General features: G+C 71.3%; 19 protein-coding genes. 12 read left to right on the top strand and 7 right to left on the bottom strand.

Annotated features, from left to right (window positions below; translation table 11 throughout):
• Positions 1-94 precede the first annotated feature (94 nt).
• Positions 95-1816, top strand: coding sequence for a gamma-glutamyltransferase (gene ggt, locus ACWDX9_RS20640; protein ID WP_449956193.1), 1722 nt, complete (start codon positions 95-97; stop codon positions 1814-1816).
• Here ggt and ACWDX9_RS20635 read toward each other — a convergent pair.
• Positions 1813-2643 (bottom strand): NAD(P)H-binding protein, encoded by an 831-nt coding sequence (locus ACWDX9_RS20635; protein ID WP_449956190.1) that lies wholly within the window; start codon positions 2641-2643, stop codon positions 1813-1815. The genes ggt and ACWDX9_RS20635 overlap by 4 nt on opposite strands.
• Before the next feature lie 86 nt (positions 2644-2729).
• On the opposite strand from ACWDX9_RS20635, the gene ACWDX9_RS20630 reads away from it, so the two are divergent.
• From ACWDX9_RS20630 to ACWDX9_RS20610, 5 genes are all read left to right on the top strand, one after another.
• Positions 2730-3698, top strand: coding sequence for an Lrp/AsnC family transcriptional regulator (locus ACWDX9_RS20630; protein WP_449956187.1), 969 nt, complete (start codon positions 2730-2732; stop codon positions 3696-3698).
• 95 nt (positions 3699-3793) lie between these two features.
• Positions 3794-4033: an SHOCT domain-containing protein gene (locus ACWDX9_RS20625; RefSeq protein WP_449956184.1), complete on the top strand. Its 240-nt coding sequence runs from the start codon at positions 3794-3796 to the stop codon at positions 4031-4033.
• A gap of 91 nt (positions 4034-4124) precedes the next feature.
• Complete coding sequence (locus ACWDX9_RS20620) at positions 4125-4325, top strand: hypothetical protein (RefSeq protein ID WP_449893847.1); 201 nt, start codon at positions 4125-4127, stop codon at positions 4323-4325.
• A gap of 41 nt (positions 4326-4366) precedes the next feature.
• Positions 4367-5224, top strand: a complete 858-nt coding sequence (locus ACWDX9_RS20615; RefSeq protein ID WP_449956181.1) for an urease accessory protein UreH domain-containing protein — start codon at positions 4367-4369, stop codon at positions 5222-5224.
• A gap of 56 nt (positions 5225-5280) precedes the next feature.
• Positions 5281-6666 carry a tetratricopeptide repeat protein gene (locus tag ACWDX9_RS20610; RefSeq protein ID WP_449956178.1) on the top strand — a complete coding sequence of 462 codons (1386 nt, stop codon included), beginning with the start codon at positions 5281-5283 and terminating at the stop codon, positions 6664-6666.
• Between the two features lie 25 nt (positions 6667-6691).
• On the opposite strand, the gene ald is transcribed toward ACWDX9_RS20610, so the two are convergent.
• Together ald and ACWDX9_RS20600 are read right to left on the bottom strand one after the other, a co-directional pair.
• The gene (gene ald / locus ACWDX9_RS20605; RefSeq protein WP_449956175.1) at positions 6692-7801 is read right to left on the bottom strand and encodes an alanine dehydrogenase; all 1110 of its coding nucleotides are present in this window, start codon (positions 7799-7801) and stop codon (positions 6692-6694) included.
• 64 nt (positions 7802-7865) lie between these two features.
• Entirely contained in the window at positions 7866-9248 is a 1383-nt protein-coding gene (locus ACWDX9_RS20600) for an aspartate aminotransferase family protein (protein WP_449956172.1), read from the bottom strand.
• 263 nt (positions 9249-9511) lie between these two features.
• Between ACWDX9_RS20600 and ACWDX9_RS20595 the strand changes: the two genes are divergently transcribed.
• Complete coding sequence (locus ACWDX9_RS20595; protein ID WP_449956169.1) at positions 9512-10867, top strand: M20/M25/M40 family metallo-hydrolase; 1356 nt, start codon at positions 9512-9514, stop codon at positions 10865-10867.
• 60 nt (positions 10868-10927) lie between these two features.
• Positions 10928-11584 carry a hypothetical protein gene (locus ACWDX9_RS20590; RefSeq protein ID WP_449956166.1) on the top strand — a complete coding sequence of 219 codons (657 nt, stop codon included), beginning with the start codon at positions 10928-10930 and terminating at the stop codon, positions 11582-11584.
• 60 nt (positions 11585-11644) lie between these two features.
• On the opposite strand, the gene ACWDX9_RS20585 is transcribed toward ACWDX9_RS20590, so the two are convergent.
• Positions 11645-12184: a TetR/AcrR family transcriptional regulator gene (locus tag ACWDX9_RS20585; RefSeq protein WP_449956163.1), complete on the bottom strand. Its 540-nt coding sequence runs from the start codon at positions 12182-12184 to the stop codon at positions 11645-11647.
• 87 nt (positions 12185-12271) lie between these two features.
• Here ACWDX9_RS20585 and ACWDX9_RS20580 point away from each other — a divergent pair, with 87 nt between their 5' ends.
• Positions 12272-12670, top strand: a complete 399-nt coding sequence (locus tag ACWDX9_RS20580) for an ester cyclase (protein WP_449956161.1) — start codon at positions 12272-12274, stop codon at positions 12668-12670.
• Here the strand turns inward: ACWDX9_RS20580 and ACWDX9_RS20575 are convergent.
• On the bottom strand, positions 12664-12906 hold the full coding sequence (locus tag ACWDX9_RS20575; RefSeq protein ID WP_449956158.1) for a hypothetical protein: 243 nt from the start codon (positions 12904-12906) through the stop codon (positions 12664-12666). The genes ACWDX9_RS20580 and ACWDX9_RS20575 overlap by 7 nt on opposite strands.
• A gap of 46 nt (positions 12907-12952) precedes the next feature.
• Positions 12953-13537, bottom strand: coding sequence for an ArsR/SmtB family transcription factor (locus tag ACWDX9_RS20570; RefSeq protein ID WP_449956155.1), 585 nt, complete (start codon positions 13535-13537; stop codon positions 12953-12955).
• Positions 13538-13606: 69 nt separating this feature from the next.
• Between ACWDX9_RS20570 and ACWDX9_RS20565 the strand changes: the two genes are divergently transcribed.
• Complete coding sequence (locus tag ACWDX9_RS20565) at positions 13607-14257, top strand: alpha/beta fold hydrolase (protein WP_449956152.1); 651 nt, start codon at positions 13607-13609, stop codon at positions 14255-14257.
• Here ACWDX9_RS20565 and ACWDX9_RS20560 read toward each other — a convergent pair.
• Positions 14236-14766: a cysteine dioxygenase family protein gene (locus ACWDX9_RS20560; protein WP_363962558.1), complete on the bottom strand. Its 531-nt coding sequence runs from the start codon at positions 14764-14766 to the stop codon at positions 14236-14238. The two genes, ACWDX9_RS20565 and ACWDX9_RS20560, sit on opposite strands and share 22 nt — an antisense overlap.
• Positions 14767-14876: 110 nt before the next feature.
• On the opposite strand from ACWDX9_RS20560, the gene ACWDX9_RS20555 reads away from it, so the two are divergent.
• Together ACWDX9_RS20555 and ACWDX9_RS20550 are read left to right on the top strand one after the other, a co-directional pair.
• Entirely contained in the window at positions 14877-15755 is an 879-nt protein-coding gene (locus ACWDX9_RS20555) for a LysR family transcriptional regulator (protein WP_364244046.1), read from the top strand.
• A 4-nt stretch (positions 15756-15759) separates the two neighbouring features.
• The gene (locus ACWDX9_RS20550; RefSeq protein WP_449956147.1) at positions 15760-16386 is read left to right on the top strand and encodes a LysE family translocator; all 627 of its coding nucleotides are present in this window, start codon (positions 15760-15762) and stop codon (positions 16384-16386) included.
• Positions 16387-16443: the final 57 nt, after the last annotated feature.

Raw genomic sequence — 16443 nt, 5'->3', positions numbered from 1 at the left:
ACCCCTACGCTAGATCAGCGCTCTGACCTGCGCATCATCCCAGCGTGTGAGGGGGCCCTACCGCGACGGGCGTACGTGGGCCATCGTAAGGACCATGCGCCGAATGATCGTCCCCGCAGCAGCAGTCCTCCTCACGCTCGTGTCGGCCCCGCCCGCGCTGGCCGGACCACAGCAGAAGGTCCCGGTCGCGGAGGGGTACGGCGGCGCCGTCGCCACCGTCGACCTCGACGCCAGCAAGGCCGCCATCGCCGTGCTCAGGAGGGGAGGCAACGCCGTCGACGCCGCCGTCGCCGCGGGCGCGGTGCTGGGCGTCACGGAGCCGTACTCCGCGGGCCTGGCCGGCGGCGGCTTCATGGTGTACTACGACGCCAGGCAGCGCAAGGTCTTCACGATCGACGGCCGCGAGACCGCCCCGCAGGCCATGACCTCGACCACGTTAGAAGGCATCCCGTTCGAGGAGGGCGTCACCAGCGGCCTGTCGGCGGGCATTCCCGGCACGGTCGCGAACTGGGACCTGGCCCTCCGCAAGTTCGGCACGATCTCCCTCAAAGAGGCCCTCCAGCCCGCCATCGACGTGGCTTCCAAGGGCTTCGTCGTCGACCAGACCTTCTACCAGCAGACCGCCGACAACGCGGCCCGGTTCAAGGACATCACCTCCACGGCCAAGCTCTACCTCCCCAACGGCGCCCCGCCGCCCGTCGGCTCGGTGTTCAGGAACCCCGAACTGGCGGCCACGTACCGCGAGCTCGGCAAGCGCGGCCCCGGCTGGCTGTACGGCGGCCGGCTCGGCCAGGAGATCGTGGCCACCGTCAAGCAGCCGCCGGTCACCCCCGGCAGCACCCGCAACGTCCGGCCGGGCCTGATGGAGCTGTCCGACCTGCGGGCCTACCGCGCACTCCTGCGCGAGCCCACCAAGATCTCCTACAAGGGCAAGGACGTGTACGGCATGGCGCCCCCGTCCTCCGGCGGCTCGACGGTCGGCGAGGCGCTCAACATCCTTGAGGCTCTTCCGCAGGTCGGCCTGCACGAATACCTGGAGGCGTCGAGGCTGGCCTTCGCCGACCGCGGCAAGTACGTCGGCGACATTCCCGGCGTGCCGCTCAAGGAGCTGCTGTCCGACGGCTTCGCCAAGGAGCGGGCCTGCCTGATCGGCGACCGGGCGACGGCCCACCCGGCGGCCCCCGGCAGCCCGGACGGCTCGTACGAGCCCTGCGCCCAGCCCACCGGCACCGCCACCCCGATCGCGGACGAAGGCCCCGAGACCACCCATCTCGTCATCGCCGACCGCTGGGGCAACGTGATCGCCTACAACCTGACCATCGAGTCCACCGGCGGCAACGGCATCGTGGTGCCCGGACGCGGCGTGCTGCTCAACAACGAGCTGACCGACTTCACGTTCGGCCCGGCTCCCGGTGACCCGAACCTGCCCGGCCCCGGCAAGCGTCCCCGCTCGTCGATGTCGCCGACGCTGGTGTTCGAGCACGGCAGGCCGGTGCTGGCGGTCGGGTCGCCGGGCGGCTCGACCATCATCACGACCGTGCTGCAGATCCTGGTCAACCGGTACGAGTTCGGGATGAGCCTGCCGGACGCGCTCGCCGCGCCGCGCGCCACGCAGCGCAACACCGCGCAGACCCAGGCCGAGCAGGCGTTCCTGGACAAGTACCGGACCGAGCTGGAGGCCAAGGGGCACAGCTTCGCGCTCAACCCGGAGATCGGGGCGGCGACGGCGCTGGAGTTCGTCGGCCGGGGCCGGATCCAGGCCGTCGCCGAGCCCGTTCGCCGCGGCGGCGGCAGCGCGCTGGTGGTGGCTCCCTAGAAGTCGCCCACGTGGTCCTTCGCCCATTCGGCGAAGGACCGTGCGGGCCGGCCCGTCACCTCCTCGACCGTGTTCGTCAGGACAGGTGGCGGGCCGTCGAGCATCTGCGCGTAGCCGTCGAGCAGCGCGTCCACGAACGAGTCGGGGAAGGAGTCGTCGGCCAGCAGCCGCTGCCGCTCCCCCTCCCGGCTGAGCTCCTGCCAGCGCAGCGGGCGCCCGAGCGCGTCGCCGAGGATCCGCACCTGCTCGACCTGGGTCAGCGCCTGCGGCCCCGTCAGCGCGTAGCGGGCCCCGTCGTGGCCGTCCGTGGTCAGCGCCCGTACGGCCACGGCGGCGATGTCGCGCTCGTGCAGCATCGCCATCGACAGCGCGCCGAACGCGCCGCGCACCACGTCTCCGGAGCGGATCTGGTCGCGCCACCACAACGCGTTCGCGGCGAACGTGCTGGGCCAGAGCATGGTCCAGGCCAGGCCCGACTGCTCGACGCGCTGTTCGAGCTCGTTGTGCGAAAGGCCGACGGACGAGTCGGGCTGGTCGCGTACCGCGCCCGAGGAGAGCAGGACGGCGCGGCGGGCGTGCCGCCTGATCGCGCCGACCACGGCGGGGGCGAGGTCCGCGGTGTGGAAGGGCCAGATGAGGAAGACCGACTCGACGCCGTCCAGACACCGGTCGATGGTTTCGTGGTCGCCCTTGACCACCTCGACGGCCGCCGGCAGCGCCGCACAGGAGGGGTCACGGGTCATGGCGCGTACGGGGTGGCCCGCCTCGGCGAGCTGGTGGACGACCTGGCGGCCGACGTTTCCGGTGGCTCCTGTGACGAGAATCATGGGTCCAAGGTTGGCTCGCGGGCCGAAGCTACCTCAATTTTTCACGATATTTCGGTGGTTTTCCTCCAGGCGATTAGCCTGACCGGATGGAATCCGCCGAACTCGACGGCGTGGACCGCGGTCTGGTGCACGCGCTCCAGCTCGACGGCCGCGCCCCCTTCGCCAGGATCGCCGACGTGCTCGGCGTCTCCGAGCAGACCGTCGCCCGCCGCTACCGCAGGCTCACGGCGGCAGGCGTGATCAGGGTGGTGGGCGGCCTCGACGGCGTGCTCCTCGGCTACACGCCGTGGACCATCCGCGTACGCTGCACGCCCGACGCGGGCACCGCCATCGCCGAGGCCCTGGCCAGGAGGCCCGACACGCACTGGGTGCACCTGCTGTCCGGCGGCACCGAGATCTCGTGCTTCGCCCAGTCGCCCGACACGGTCCTGCTGGAGAAGCTGCCCCGGACCAGCCGCGTCCTGTCCATGACCGCGCATTCGCTCCTGCGCGGCTTCGCCCTGCCCGACGGCTGGCAGGGGCTGGCCTGGCTCACAGCGGAGCAGGCCGGCCGGCTGCGCCCCGGGCCGCGTACCGGATCGGACGGCATCGTCCTCCAGGAGGAGGACCACCGCCTCCTGGACGTGCTGGCCAGGGACGGCCGGGCCGGGTACACGGAGCTGGCCGGGGCCACGGGCTGGTCGGAGGCCACGGCCAAGCGCCGGCTGCGCCAGTTGCGCGAGTCCGGCGCGCTCACCATCCAGCTCGACTACTCCCCCAGGCTGCTCGGCTACCGCGCCGAGGCCCGGCTGTGGATGGCCGTGCGCCCCTCCGAGCTGCTCCACGTGGCCGGGACCCTCGCGGGCCACCCCGAGATCTCCTTCGCCAGCGTCACCACCGGCCCGACCAACCTCCTCGCCACCGCCATCTGCCGCGACAACGCCGACCTGTACCGCTACCTCACCGAACGGGTCAGCGCACTGGACGCCGTCCAGACGCTGGAGACCGCCCCCGTCCTCCGGACGGTCAAACGCACCGGCGCACTACCCCCACAGGCGTACGGGCGACCCGCGTGAACACTCCCCCGGGCTGACTCCGAACAGGGCCTGACGTGCGATTCGGCCCGCCCCTCCGACCGGCACGCTGAAAGGCATCACGTCAAGGAGGAGACATGCACAGCTTCTGGCCGATCATCCCGTTCTTCTGGGGCCTGTTCTGGGTCGCCGTCGTCGCGCTGGCCATCACGGCCCGGCACAAGGGCTGGTGGGGGCCGCGCCACGCGCACGTCGCGGCTGCCACGTCGCCCACCGCCGGGGCGGAGCGGATCCTCGCCGAGCGGTACGCCCGCGGCGAGATGGGCGAGGACGAGTACTTCGAGAAGGTGTCCGTTCTCAAGGGCTGGACATCCTAAACATCACTAAGGGTGCAATTACTGTCACTGGCCGCATTTATGGACCGGCGTTACGGTTCGTGTACCGGATACATAGAGAGCGGGGACAGGTATGCGATCCGTCGCCAAGTTCTGCGGCCAGTGCAGCTGCGGGTGCCCCGAGCTGTTCGTGGACGAAACGGCGCCCGTCGAGCGCCAGGTGGTCATCACCGACGACTTCGGGCAGCGCGTGGAGATGAGCCTCGACCAGTTCGGCTCGATCGTCGAGGCCGCCAAGAGCGGGTCTCTGGACAGTCTGGCGCTCGCCCGCTGAGCGCCGTCACCCTGCTGGCCGGTGGAGTCGCCGCCGGGCTGGTGGCGGGGACGGCCTCGTGCACCGCGGCGCAGGGCAGCCTGCTCATGGGCCTGGTCGATCACTGCCACGGGCGCGATCCCGCGCTGGTCGGCTGGTTCCTGGCGGGGCGGCTGGCCTCGTACACCACGGCCGGAGCGCTGCTCGGGCTGCTCGGCTCGGCCGTCAGCCTCCCGCCCGCGGCCCGCGCGGTGCTGCTCGTCGTGGCCGGGCTCACGGTGATCGTCTTCGCGGTCCGGCTGATGCGGCGCGGTCAGTGCGCGGCGAAGCCCGAGGCCGGCGTCCCCTCGCGCTACAAGGCGCCGCTGCTGGGCGCGGCCACCATCCTGGTGCCCTGCGGCGTGACCCTCGGCATGGAGATGATCGCGATCTCCAGCGGATCCCCGGTGGCGGGGGCGGCGGCCATGGCGGGGTTCGTGCTCGGCACCGCTCCGGCGTTCGCGCTGCTCGGGTACGTGCTGCGGCGCGTCTCCCGCACCCGGCTGGCCCGGCTCGCCGCGATCGTGGCCATCGCCGCCGGCCTCTGGACCGTCGGCGCCGGGCTCACCCTGGGCGGCTGGATCGGCGGCGCCCCGCCGGCCGCGTCCAGGCCCTTACCCGCCGCGCCGGGCCCCGGCGAGCAGATCGTGACGGTCTGGGCGACCCGCGAGGGCTACCGGCCGGCCGTCGTGGCGGCCCGCGCCGGAGCGCCGGTCGAGGTGGTGTTCAAGCTGGTCGACCGGGGGTGCACCGGCACGGTCACGATCGGCGGGCGCGACGTCGCGCTGCCGGCCACCGTACGCCTGCCGCCGCAGCCGAAGGGCGCGCTGCGGTACGTGTGCGGGATGGGCATGTACACGGGCTTCATCGACTTCTCGTGACGCCATGTCGGCGATTACCGTTCGTGATCACGCGATCACGTGCCACGCTGGTCGCCATGGCCTGGCAAGGAGAGGTCGCGGCGCCGTCCGTACCGGCGCCGCGCGTGGGAGACGAGCCCGAGTTGCTGGCCGCCGCGGGAGCCGGCGACGCGCAGGCCGCGCACCGGCTCGGCAAGCTCTATGCCCAGCACGGCGACCGCGCGGCCGCCAAGCACTGGTGGGAGCGGGCGGCCGAGGGCGGCAACCTGGACAGCGCGTACAACCTGGGCGTCTGGCACGAGATGCACGGCAGCCTGGTGGATGCCGTCAGCTGGTACGAGCTCGCGGCCGGCGCCGGTGACGCCGAGGCGGCGAGCAACCTGGCGACGCTCCTGCTGGAGCAGCGCGGAGACCCCGACAGGGCCCGGCGCTGGTACGAGGTCGCGGCCCACGGCGGCTCCAGCACCGCGGCCCGCAGGCTGGCGCTGATGTGCGAGGACGCGGGCGAGCTGGCGGCGGCCCGCGAGTGGCACCGCACGGCGGCCGCGGAAGGCGACATGGCCTCGGCGCACGACCTGGGCTTCCTGGCCTACGCGACCGGCGACGACGAGGAGACCGTGCGCTGGTGGGAGTACGCGGCCAGGGGCGGCCACCCGGACTCGGCGTACTGCATGGGCCTCTACCTGCACGCCAGCCGCGACCCCGAGGGCGCGGAGGCCTACTACCGGCTGGCCGTCAAGAGCGAGCACCCGGGCGCCGCCTCCCAGCTCGGCGAGATCGCGCTGTCCGTGGGCGACCTGCGGATCGCCCGCGCCTGGTTCGAGCAGGCCGCCGGCGCCGGGCGCGGCTACGACCAGCGGATGGCCGGGTTCGTCTGCGTCGAGCTGAGGGACTGCGCGGCGGCCAGCCACTGGTTCGGCCGGGCGGCGGCCGGCGGGGACGCCGAGGCGGCCTTCAACTACGGCCTGCTGCTGATCGCCGAGTTCGGCGACCTGGCGGGCGGGCAGCACTGGTTCCGGCAGGCGGCGCGGGCCGGGCACCGCGGGGCCGCCGTCGAGCTGGGCGGGCTGCTGTCGGTGGCCGGGGAGCTGGGCGAGGCCCAGGAATGGCTGTCCGATCCGCCGCCGCCCGCGTGGGGGCGGCACGCCGAGCCGGAGCTGGCCGCCAGGGCCGAGCTGGCCGCGGCGGCCACCGGCCGCAGGGGCGGCGCCGCGCTGGATGTGGGCGACCTGACCGAGGTGCTCGGCACGTGGGATCTGGTGACCCGGCCGCTGCACGACCACTCCGACGTGATCGGGTGGCTGGTGGGGCGCAGCGGGCTGCACCCGAGCGCGATCGAGCACCTGGCGTCGGTGCGCGGCACGCTGCTGCGTCCCGGGACCGCGCCGTGGCCGAGCTGCGGCGAGATCGAGTACGTGCTGGCCACGGCCCGCGACCTGCGCAAGCGCCTGGGCGTGCGGTGATCAGCGCACGCCCGGGCCCTCCTCGTCACACCAGTTCGGTCACCGGGGTGAACGGCAGGCCGAGCGCCTCGGCCACCGGCCCGTTGGTGAGCAGGCCATCGTGCGTGTTGAGCCCGCCCGCGAGGCCGGCGTCCGTCCTGAGCGCCTCGCGCCAGCCGAGGTCGGCCAGCTTGACCGCGTACGGGAGGGTCGCGTTCGTCAGGGCGTACGTGGAGGTGTTGGCCACGGAGCCCGGCATGTTGGCCACGCAGTAGAAGACCGACTCGTGCACCTTGTACGTCGGCTCGGCGTGCGTGGTCGGGCGCGAGTCCTCGAAGCAGCCGCCCTGGTCGATGGCGATGTCGACGAGCACGGAGCCCGGCTTCATACGCGAGACCAGGTCGTTGGAGACCAGCGTCGGGGCCTTGGCGCCGGGGATCAGCACCGCGCCGATGACCAGGTCGGCCTGCAGGACCTCCTGCTCGATCGCGTACGACGTCGAGACCAGCGTCTTGAGCCGGCCCTGGTAGATGGCGTCGATGAAGCGCAGGCGGTCGATGTTCGTGTCGAGCACGGTGACGTCGGCGCCCATGCCGACGGCGATCTGCGCGGCGTTGAGGCCGGAGACGCCGCCGCCGATCACGACCACCTTGGCCGGGGCCACACCCGGCACGCCGCCCGGCAGGACGCCGCGGCCGCCGTTGAAGCGCATCAGGTTGTAGGCGCCCACCTGCGGCGCGAGGCGGCCGGCGACCTCGGACATCGGGGCGAGCAGCGGCAACGTGTTGCCCACCTGGACGGTCTCGTACGCGATGCCGGTCGTCTTGGCCTTCAGCAGCGCGTCCGTGCAGGGACGCGAGGCGGCCAGGTGCAGGTACGTGAAGAGCACGAGCCCCTCACGCAGCCGGTGGTACTCCTCGGCGATGGGCTCCTTGACCTTGAGCACCATCTCCGCTTCGCCCCATACGGCGTCGGCACCGTCGAGGATCTTCGCCCCCGCCGAGAGATATTCCTCGTCCGGGATGTGCGAGCCCAGGCCCGCACCCCGCTGGACCAGGACGTCGTGGCCGTGGCGCACCAGCTCGTGAACTCCGGCGGGCGTGGCGGCGACGCGATATTCGTGGTTCTTGACCTCGGCAGGGACGCCGATCTTCATGGTTGATCCTTTCGCGAAACCGGCACGCCGTCGTACCGGACTGAGGGGTGGTTCTGTCGGGCCTCTACAGACGCGTCCACGCTTCGGTGAGCACGCCACGGAGTATCGACCCGATCTCGGCGAACTCCTCGGGCCCCGCGATCAGCGGGGGCGCCAGCTGGATGACAGGATCGCCGCGGTCGTCGGCGCGGCAGTAGAGGCCCGCGTCGAACAGCGCCTTGGACAGGAAGCCGCGCAGCAGCCGCTCCGACTCGTCGGCGGAGAACGTCTCCTTGGTGGCCTTGTCCTTGACCAGCTCGATGCCCCAGAAGTAGCCCGAGCCGCGCACGTCGCCGACGATCGGCAGGTCGCGCAGGCCGTCGAGGGTCTCCTTGAACAGCGGCTCGTTCCTGGTGACGTGGCCGAGCAGGTCCTCGCGCTCGAAGATGTCGAGGTTGGCCAGCGCGACGGCCGAGGAGACCGGGTGGCCGCCGAAGGTGTAGCCGTGGGCGAACATGGCGTCGCCGCCCTTGAACGGCTCGAACAGCCGCTCGTGCGCGATCATGGCGCCGATGGGCGAGTAGCCGCTGGTCATGCCCTTGGCACAGGTGATGATGTCCGGCACGTAGTCGAACTTCTGGCCGCCGAACATCGTGCCGAGCCGGCCGAAGGCGCAGATGACCTCGTCGGAGACGAGCAGCACGTCGTACTCGTCGCAGATCTCGCGCAGGCGCTGCCAGTAGCCGGGAGGGGGCGGGAAACAGCCGCCGGCGTTCTGGACGGGCTCGGCGAAGACGGCGGCGACGGTGTCGGGGCCCTCCATCTCGATGGCGCGGGCCACGCGCTCGGCCGCCCAGAAGCCGTACTCCTCGGGCGTCATGCCCTTGACGCCGGTGATCTCGTCGGCGCGGTAGTGGTTGGTGTTGGGGACCCGGACCGAGCCGGGCACCAGCGGCTCGAACATCTGCTTGAACGCGGGGATGCCGGTGATCGACAGCGCGCCCTGCGGGGTGCCGTGGTAGGCGATCTGGCGGCTGATGACCTTGTGCTTGAGCGGCTTGCCGATGAGCTTGTAGTACTGCTTGGCCAGCTTCCAGGCGGTCTCGACCGCCTCACCGCCGCCGGTGGTGAAGAACACGCGGTTGAGCTCGCCGGGCGTGTACGAGGCCAGCCGCTGGGCCAGCTCGGCGGCCTTCGGGTGGGCGTATGACCACAGCGGGAAGAACGCCAGCTCCTGAGCCTGCTTGGCGGCGGCCTCGGCCAGCTCCTGGCGTCCGTGGCCGACCTGGACCACGAAGAGCCCGGCCAGTCCGTCGAGGTAGCGCTTGCCGTGGATGTCGTAGACGTAGGACCCCTCACCGCGCACGATGGTCGGGATCTCGGACTGCTGATAGGCGCTGTGCCTGGTGAAGTGCAACCACAGGTTGTCCTGCGCGGCCTTCAGGACGTCGTTTTCCGGCTGCGTCATGGTTATCTTCCCTCGTGTCTCAACTCCCCACAGTCTGCATGCTCACCTGCGGATTTGCCAAGCGAATCGGTCGCAGCAATATGCAAGAAAATCGGTATCCGCAGATCGACTATGTAACGGCGACGAAATCCGCATGTAGATTGGCGCGCGGGTCACCAGCGCCGCTCTGGCGTTCTCGCACGTGGAACGTTGTGTGATCCAATGAGACCAACATGTTGAGACCAGCCAGAACCTTCTGATAACGACCCCCGGGGGACCTTTCCGTGACTCGTGAACAGATTGAGAGCGCCGTCGCCGCCGCGATGCCCCAGGCCGTCGAGGAGCTGAGGCGGCTGGCCGCCATACCCTCCGTGGCCTTCCCCGGGCATCCGGAGGAGCCGGTCTTCGCCGCCGCCGCGATGACGGAGGAGCTGCTGCGCTCCGTGGGCCTGCCGCGTGTCCAGCAGGTGCCGGTCGAGGGCAGCTTCCCGGCGGTCTTCGGCGAGGCCCCCGCGCCGCCCGGCGCGCCCACGGTCCTGCTGTACGCGCACTACGACGTGCAGCCCGCGGGCGACCCGGCCGCGTGGCGCACTCCGCCGTTCGAGCCGACCTTGATCGACGGCAAGCTGTACGGGCGGGGCTGCGCGGACGACAAGTCCGGCATCCTCTCCCACATCATTGCCCTGCGCGCCTTCCAGGGCCGCTTCCCCGTGGGCATCAAGGTCATCATCGAGGGCCAGGAGGAGTACGCGGGCGAGCGCCTCGAGGCGTTCGTCGAGCGCAACCCCGACCTGCTGCGGGCCGACGCCATCGTGGTGGCCGACACCGGCAACCCGCGGGTCGGCGACCCGGCGGTCACGACCTCGCTGCGCGGCATGGCGGCGTTCACCATCGAGGCGCGCACGCTGCGGGAGCCGGTGCACAGCGGCTCGTTCGGCGGCGCGGCCCCCGACGCGCTGGCCGCCCTCATGCGCATGCTGACCTCGCTGCACGACGACAACGGCGACATCCGCGTGCCCGGCCTGCCGCGCGGCACCTTCCTCGGGCAGGGGCCGTCGGAGGAGGAGTTCAGGAAGACGGCCGGCGTCGTCGACGGCGTCTCGCTGGTGGGCTCGGGCTCGCTGGCCGACCGGCTCTGGGCGTCGTACGCGATCACGGTGACGGGCCTGGACGTGCCGACGGTCTCGGGCGCGGTGAACGCGGTCCAGCCCGCCGCGCGGGCCCGCGTGACCGTCCGCGTCCCCCCGGCGGGCGACCCGAAGGCGACGGTGAACGCCGTGGTCGAGTTCCTGCGCAAGGTGGCGCCGTGGGGCGTCCAGGTGTCGTTCACGGACCTGACGGTGGGCTCGGGCTTCCAGGCGGACTCGGGCGGCAAGGCCCGCGCCGCCCTCAACCGCGCCATGGAGCGCGCCTTCGGCCGCCCGCCCAGGGACGTGGGCGCCGGAGGCTCGATCCCCCTGGTCAACACGCTCCTGAAGCAGTTCCCCGCGGCGGAGATCCTGCTGTTCGGGGCGGAGGACGAGGACGCGGCCATCCACGCGCCCAACGAGCGGGTGGACCTGGAGGAGCTACGGCGGGTGGCGACGACGGAGGCCCTGTTCCTCCACGAGCTCAGCCTCCCCACCGCGCTCGGGGTGTGACGACAGGTCGTGCGGGCTCGCCTCGGATGGGGAGCCCGCGCGACCCCTAAGATCCGTTCCATGCGTTCCGCGATCTTAGGCGGCCTCGCCGCCTCTTTCCTGCTGGCCGCCACGGCTCCCGCCGTGGCCGCCGCCCCCGCCAAGCCGCTGACCCCGGATCAGCTGAGCGAGGCCCTGATAACGCCCGCCGACCTGGGCGGGCAGTACACGGAGAACCCGAAGCACATCCGTGAGGCGCTGGACTCCGAGTCGGCGCACACGAAGAAGTGCCGGAGCGCCATCAAGGCGCTGAAGCCCATTCTCACGAGCAAGGCGGCCGCCTTCATCGACGAGGAGGGCAAGCCGTCCGGCGTCAAGCAGTTCCTGATCAGCGGGACTCCCGCGCGGCTGGCCCGCTGGGAGCCCGTGGCCAAGGTCATGGTCCGCGACTGCGCCGGGGTCAAGGCGAACTCCGACTCCTCCAAGGCCGGCATCACCAAGCTCTCCATCGGCAAGTTCGGCGCCTGGACCTACGGCATCAGGCACCGCAAGACGATCCCCGCCCTGAACTCCAAGCCGAGTTTCGCGGCGGACGTCGTGCTCATCGGGACCGGGAACAGCGTCATGCTGCTGGTGAGCGACGGCTTCTTCGGGACGTTCGATCCGGGCCTGAGCAAGCGGGCGGCGAAGGTGGCCATGCGGAAGCTGCAGGAAGCCCAGGCGACCGCCGCCGAGTAGAGAAGGACGGTTCCGGCGTGTCGGGGGCGCCGGGTCCAGCCGATCACCGTAGCCGGCCGATCAGCGTGACCAGTCGATCAGCGCCAGGAGGCGGTCGGACTGGGCGCGGTCCGCGGCGGTCAGGGCGATGCCTCTGACCAGGGTCAGCAGGTCGCGTACGTCGAGATCCGCCCGTACGGCGCCTGCCTGCTTGGCCGCGTCCAGCAGGCCCGAGGCCGTGGCGAGCATGGACGCGTGCCACTGCGCCACCAGCGCGGTGGCGCCGCTGTCGCCGGTGACCGCCAGGGCCAGGTCGCGCTTGGAGGCGATGTGGTCCATGAAGAGCCGCAGCCATTCGTGCAACGCCTGCGCCGGCGACCCGGCGGCCGACAGGGTCTGGCCGCGGGCGCACAGCTGGGCGACCTCGTCCGCGTAGACGGCGACCAGCAGATCCGTACGGGTGGGGAAATGTCGGTACATGGTGGCGTTGCCGACCCCGGCCCGGCGGGCCACGTCGTCGAGCGGCGCGTCGGTGCCGCGTTCGGCGAAGACCTGCGCGGCCGCGGCCAGCAGCCGGTCGTGGTTGCGCTGCGCATCCGCCCGGCGAGGACGCGATCCCATCCGTCTCCTTGCTAAGTGGGGAACTCCCCATCTAGTCTAGTCACGTCAGCTAAACGGGGAGTTCCCCACTTAACGCGGGAGGCAGGCATGGCAGCGACGGCCGGTGAAGTGCATCGGCGCATCGTCGAGCTCTACGGGGCCGGGCGGATCGACGAGGGGCTGGCGCTTGTCGACCCCGGCGTGATCGACCACCGAGGCGGCTCGGACGGCGACCATCATGGGCTGGCGGCGTGGAGGGAGAAGTGGGAGCGGGCCCTGTCCGGCGGGACGGGCTTTCATGACATGTCCGTCACAGTGGAGCAGAACATCTCCACCGACGACCTCTCGACCAACGTCTACCTCAGCCGCGGCACGCACACCGCCTCGGGGCGCCGCTACGAGGTGCGGGGAATGGACATGATCCGCGTCCGGGACGGCAGGATCGTCGAGCACTGGGCCATCAGGGACTCGGTGGCCATGGGCCACCAGCTCGGCCTGGATCAGTGATACCGGTGCACCAGCCGCAGGCCCGCCTCCACCAGCACCCACCCCAGGCGCACCTCCACGGCGCGGACCACCGAACCGCCCGGGCGGCGGCGCTCCACGCCGGGCCGCAGCTCACCCACCTGAGCTCGCCGCCACATGGCGGCCCGCAGTTCGCCCGCGCGGGCGTGCCGCCGCGCGTCGGCTCGCAGCTCACGGGCTCGCGCCCGCTCCACGAACAGATACAACTCCGGATACATCACACCCTCCTCAGTCAGGTCCGGCCTCAGTCAGGTCCGGCCTCAGTCAGGTCCGGAACGGGAAGCCGTACGTGTGCACGGCCACGTTCTCGCGACCCTCGACGTCGCCCGCCTCGCGAGCGACCTTCCCGCGCGCCCGCCACTTCCTGACGACCTCGTTGATCTCGTCGCCCAACCGCTGAAGCTCCTCTGCCGTCAGCGAGAGGACCTGCTCGGAGCTGAAGCCCGCGTTGCGCCAGTCGCCGGGCCAGGCATGCTGGGTGTCGAGGTAGCTCTCATACATCTCGTTACGCTGGCGGGCGTATATGCGTGTCACCGCGGAGTGGACGGCCGCGCTCTCGGGGGAGTCGCGAAAGTCCTCGTCCCTCGTGCTGATGCCGTCGTCCACCGGTCGCCACCAGCGCTCCCGCGCGTCGCCGCGGGCCTGCGCCTCCTCGATGAGGCCGTGCGTGGCCAGCTTGCGCAGGTGGTAGCTGACCAGCGAGACGGCCTCGTCGACCTGGTCGGCGAGCTGGGAGGCGGTCGCCGCGCCCGTCACCTTGAGCGCGCGGTAGAGCTTCATGCGCAGCGGATGCCCCAACGCCTTGAGCGTGTCGAGGTCCTTGATCCGACGATTCTCCTCGGTGGCCATGGAACCACCATAGAAGCGAAAGAAAATTTGCGCAAATAAATTTGCGCATCGAAGGGTAGGGTGAGGGGCATGGCGACGTTCGCACTGATCCACGGGGGCGGCGGGTCCGCGTGGGACTGGCATCTGCTGGAGCCCGAGCTGCGCGACCGCGGGCACGACGCTGTGGCGGTGAGCCTGCCGATCGAGGACGGGTCCGCCGGCCTGCTCGACTATGCCGACGCGGTGGTGGAGGCGGTCGAGGGCCGGCGCGACCTCGTCGTCGTGGCGCACTCGTGGGGCGGCTTCGTCGGGCCGCTCGTCTGCGCCCGCACGCCGGCCGACCTCCTGGTGCTGGTCACGGCCATGATCCCGGCCCCCGGTGAGCCGCCGTCCGACTGGTGGGGCAACACGGGGTTCGGCTCGAAGGACATGTCCGACCCGATCGGCCTGTTCCTGCACGACGTGCCCGGAGACGTGGCCGAGGAGCTGCTGACGAGGTCACGGGACCACGCAGACAAGGCCATGGGAGAGCCGTGGCCGCTCGACGCGTGGCCCGACGTGCCGACGAGATTCCTGCTGTGCCGGGACGACCGGTTCTTCACGCCCGATTTCATGCGCGGGGTCGTACGCGACCGGCTCGGCATCACGCCCGACGAGATCGACGGCAGCCACGCCCCCATGCTGGCCCGGCCGAAGGAGCTGGCCGACCGCCTGGAGGGCTATCTCACCGGCAGGTCGTAGACGCGGCGCACGCTGCTGCCGAGCCGGGCCACGTTCGCCCCGTACACGTGGATCGACAGCCCCACCTCGTCGCTGGTGTTGCGGACCTTGTGGATGTCGCCGGGCGGCGCGAACCCGCTCACCTCGCCGGGCCGGTTGTCGACCCGCCCGATCTCAACCAGATGATCGCCCATGTCGCGGTAGAGGGTCTCGTGCTCGATCCCGCTGACGATGCCGAACGCGCACCACGACACGTGGTCGTGGATCTGCGTCTCCTGGCCGGGACGCCACACGACGCTCACGATGGAGAAGTCCTCCTCGCAGTGGAGCGGGCGGGACACGTAACCGTCGGGCGAGCCCTCGCGTTCGCGCGGCGTGAGGATGTCGAGCCCGGGAAGCCGGCCGCGCAGCAGGTCCGCGACGGCGAACGCGGTCTCGGCCCGCCCGAGCCGCCGCGCCACGATCTCGGAGACCCCGGTCACGAGCGCGTCCAGGCCGGGCCGCGCGGCGGTGGTGGCGGCCATATTCATGGTGTCCCCCTAGGGAAAGCAGACAATCACCCTTCCCCTTCTACGGTGCTACACCTCAACCGATAGGTCCAACAGAAGTTATCTGGCCCATTCATAGATACGATCGATGAATGCTGGATGTCGTGCGCCTTCGCGTTCTCGTCGCGGTCGCCCGCAAGGGCTCGCTGACCGCCGCCGCCAAGGAGCTCCACTACTCGCAGCCCTCGGTCAGCCACCACCTGGCCCGGCTGGAGGCGGAGACCGGGGCCCGGCTCGTCCAGCGCGTCGGGCGCGGCGTCAGGCTCACGGAGGCGGGCCGGCTGCTCGCCGAGCGGGCCGCCGAGATCATCAGCCGTCTCGACGCCACCGCCGAGGAGCTCGCCGCGCACGTGGGGCTGCGCTCGGGACGCGTGCGGCTGGCCGCGTTCCCCTCGGCGCTGGGCACGTTCATCCCGAAGGCGGCGGGGCTGCTGTCGGCCGCCCATCCGGGGTTGCGCCTGCAGCTCACCGAGATCGAGCCGCCGGAGGCGCTCAGGCTGCTGCGGTCCGGGCGCGTGGACGTGGCCGTGATCTTCCGGTACGACGACACCGCGCCCGAGGACGACGACATCCGCATGATCCACCTCCTCGACGACCCCAGCTACCTGGTGGCCAGGGGTCCGGCGGGCGGGCTGGCCGACCACGCGGACTCGGCCTGGATCGCGGGATGCGACCGGTGCAGGAGCCATCTGCTGGACATCTGCGAGAAGGCGGGATTCACCCCGCAGATCTCGTTCACCAGCGACGACATCGTGGCCGTGCAGGCCCTGGTGGCGGCCGGGCTGGGCCTGACCATGCTGCCGGGGCTGGCGCTGCGGGCCCACCGCAACCCGGACGTGCAGGTGGCCGAGGTGCCCGGCTCGACCCGGCACGTGTACGCCGCCGTCTACGGCGAGCCGCCCCACCCACCGGCCACGGAGGCGCTGCTGGCGGCGCTGCGGGAAAGTCTTTTGACGCCGCCTCTACGATGATCCCATGCCGGAAATTTCGACTCTCGTGCTCTTCTGCGTGGCCACTCTCGGCCTGCTCGTGGTCCCCGGACCGGCGGTCCTCTACATCGTCACCCGGAGCGTCACCCAGGGCCGTGCCGCGGGCGTGATCTCGGTGCTCGGCGTGCACACGGGCTCGCTCGTCCACATCGCGGCGGCGGCGCTGGGCCTCAGCGCGCTGCTGGCGGCCTCGGCCACGGCGTTCACCATTGTGAAGTACGTGGGCGTGGCCTACCTGCTCTACCTCGGCGTACGCAAGCTGATGCAGCGCGAAGAGGGCGAGCAGGTGCTGGAGTTGCGCGTGCAGTCGAAGCGGCGACTGTTCTGGGAGGGCTTCGTGGTGAACGTCCTCAACCCCAAGACGGCCCTGTTCTTCCTGACGTTCCTGCCGCTGTTCACCCACCCGGACGTGGGGCCCGTCGGCCCGCAGATCCTGCTGTTCGGGGCGCTGTGGCTGGTGCTGGGGATGGCGTCCGACGGCGCGTACGCGATGCTCTCGTCGGCGCTGGCGGGCCGGCTGCGTGGGTCCGCCCGTGCGCGCCGCCGCCTGAACGTGGGCAGCGGGCTGGTCTACCTCGGGCTGGCGGCCTGGCTCACAACCGAGAAGGCCTGACAAGCCAGGAAATTTCTGGCTCATAGTGCGATAGTGAGATCAGATCAGGGGGACGGC

The sequence above is a fragment of the Nonomuraea sp. NPDC003201 genome (assembly GCF_053590415.1).
This window is presented reverse-complemented; position numbering and strand designations above follow the sequence as displayed.

What these genes read in the sequence shown, in the direction of transcription:
- ggt (WP_449956193.1), top strand. Translation starts at nt 95, where the DNA reads ATGCGCCGAATGATCGTCCCCGCAGCAGCAGTCCTCCTCACGCTCGTG.
- ACWDX9_RS20635 (WP_449956190.1), bottom strand. Translation starts at nt 2,643, where the DNA reads ATGATTCTCGTCACAGGAGCCACCGGAAACGTCGGCCGCCAGGTCGTC.
- ACWDX9_RS20630 (WP_449956187.1), top strand. Translation starts at nt 2,730, where the DNA reads ATGGAATCCGCCGAACTCGACGGCGTGGACCGCGGTCTGGTGCACGCG.
- ACWDX9_RS20625 (WP_449956184.1), top strand. Translation starts at nt 3,794, where the DNA reads ATGCACAGCTTCTGGCCGATCATCCCGTTCTTCTGGGGCCTGTTCTGG.
- ACWDX9_RS20620 (WP_449893847.1), top strand. Translation starts at nt 4,125, where the DNA reads ATGCGATCCGTCGCCAAGTTCTGCGGCCAGTGCAGCTGCGGGTGCCCC.
- ACWDX9_RS20610 (WP_449956178.1), top strand. Translation starts at nt 5,281, where the DNA reads ATGGCCTGGCAAGGAGAGGTCGCGGCGCCGTCCGTACCGGCGCCGCGC.
- ald (WP_449956175.1), bottom strand. Translation starts at nt 7,801, where the DNA reads ATGAAGATCGGCGTCCCTGCCGAGGTCAAGAACCACGAATATCGCGTC.
- ACWDX9_RS20600 (WP_449956172.1), bottom strand. Translation starts at nt 9,248, where the DNA reads ATGACGCAGCCGGAAAACGACGTCCTGAAGGCCGCGCAGGACAACCTG.
- ACWDX9_RS20590 (WP_449956166.1), top strand. Translation starts at nt 10,928, where the DNA reads ATGCGTTCCGCGATCTTAGGCGGCCTCGCCGCCTCTTTCCTGCTGGCC.
- ACWDX9_RS20585 (WP_449956163.1), bottom strand. Translation starts at nt 12,184, where the DNA reads ATGGGATCGCGTCCTCGCCGGGCGGATGCGCAGCGCAACCACGACCGG.
- ACWDX9_RS20580 (WP_449956161.1), top strand. Translation starts at nt 12,272, where the DNA reads ATGGCAGCGACGGCCGGTGAAGTGCATCGGCGCATCGTCGAGCTCTAC.
- ACWDX9_RS20575 (WP_449956158.1), bottom strand. Translation starts at nt 12,906, where the DNA reads ATGTATCCGGAGTTGTATCTGTTCGTGGAGCGGGCGCGAGCCCGTGAG.
- ACWDX9_RS20570 (WP_449956155.1), bottom strand. Translation starts at nt 13,537, where the DNA reads ATGGCCACCGAGGAGAATCGTCGGATCAAGGACCTCGACACGCTCAAG.
- ACWDX9_RS20565 (WP_449956152.1), top strand. Translation starts at nt 13,607, where the DNA reads ATGGCGACGTTCGCACTGATCCACGGGGGCGGCGGGTCCGCGTGGGAC.
- ACWDX9_RS20560 (WP_363962558.1), bottom strand. Translation starts at nt 14,766, where the DNA reads ATGAATATGGCCGCCACCACCGCCGCGCGGCCCGGCCTGGACGCGCTC.
- ACWDX9_RS20555 (WP_364244046.1), top strand. Translation starts at nt 14,877, where the DNA reads ATGCTGGATGTCGTGCGCCTTCGCGTTCTCGTCGCGGTCGCCCGCAAG.
- ACWDX9_RS20550 (WP_449956147.1), top strand. Translation starts at nt 15,760, where the DNA reads ATGCCGGAAATTTCGACTCTCGTGCTCTTCTGCGTGGCCACTCTCGGC.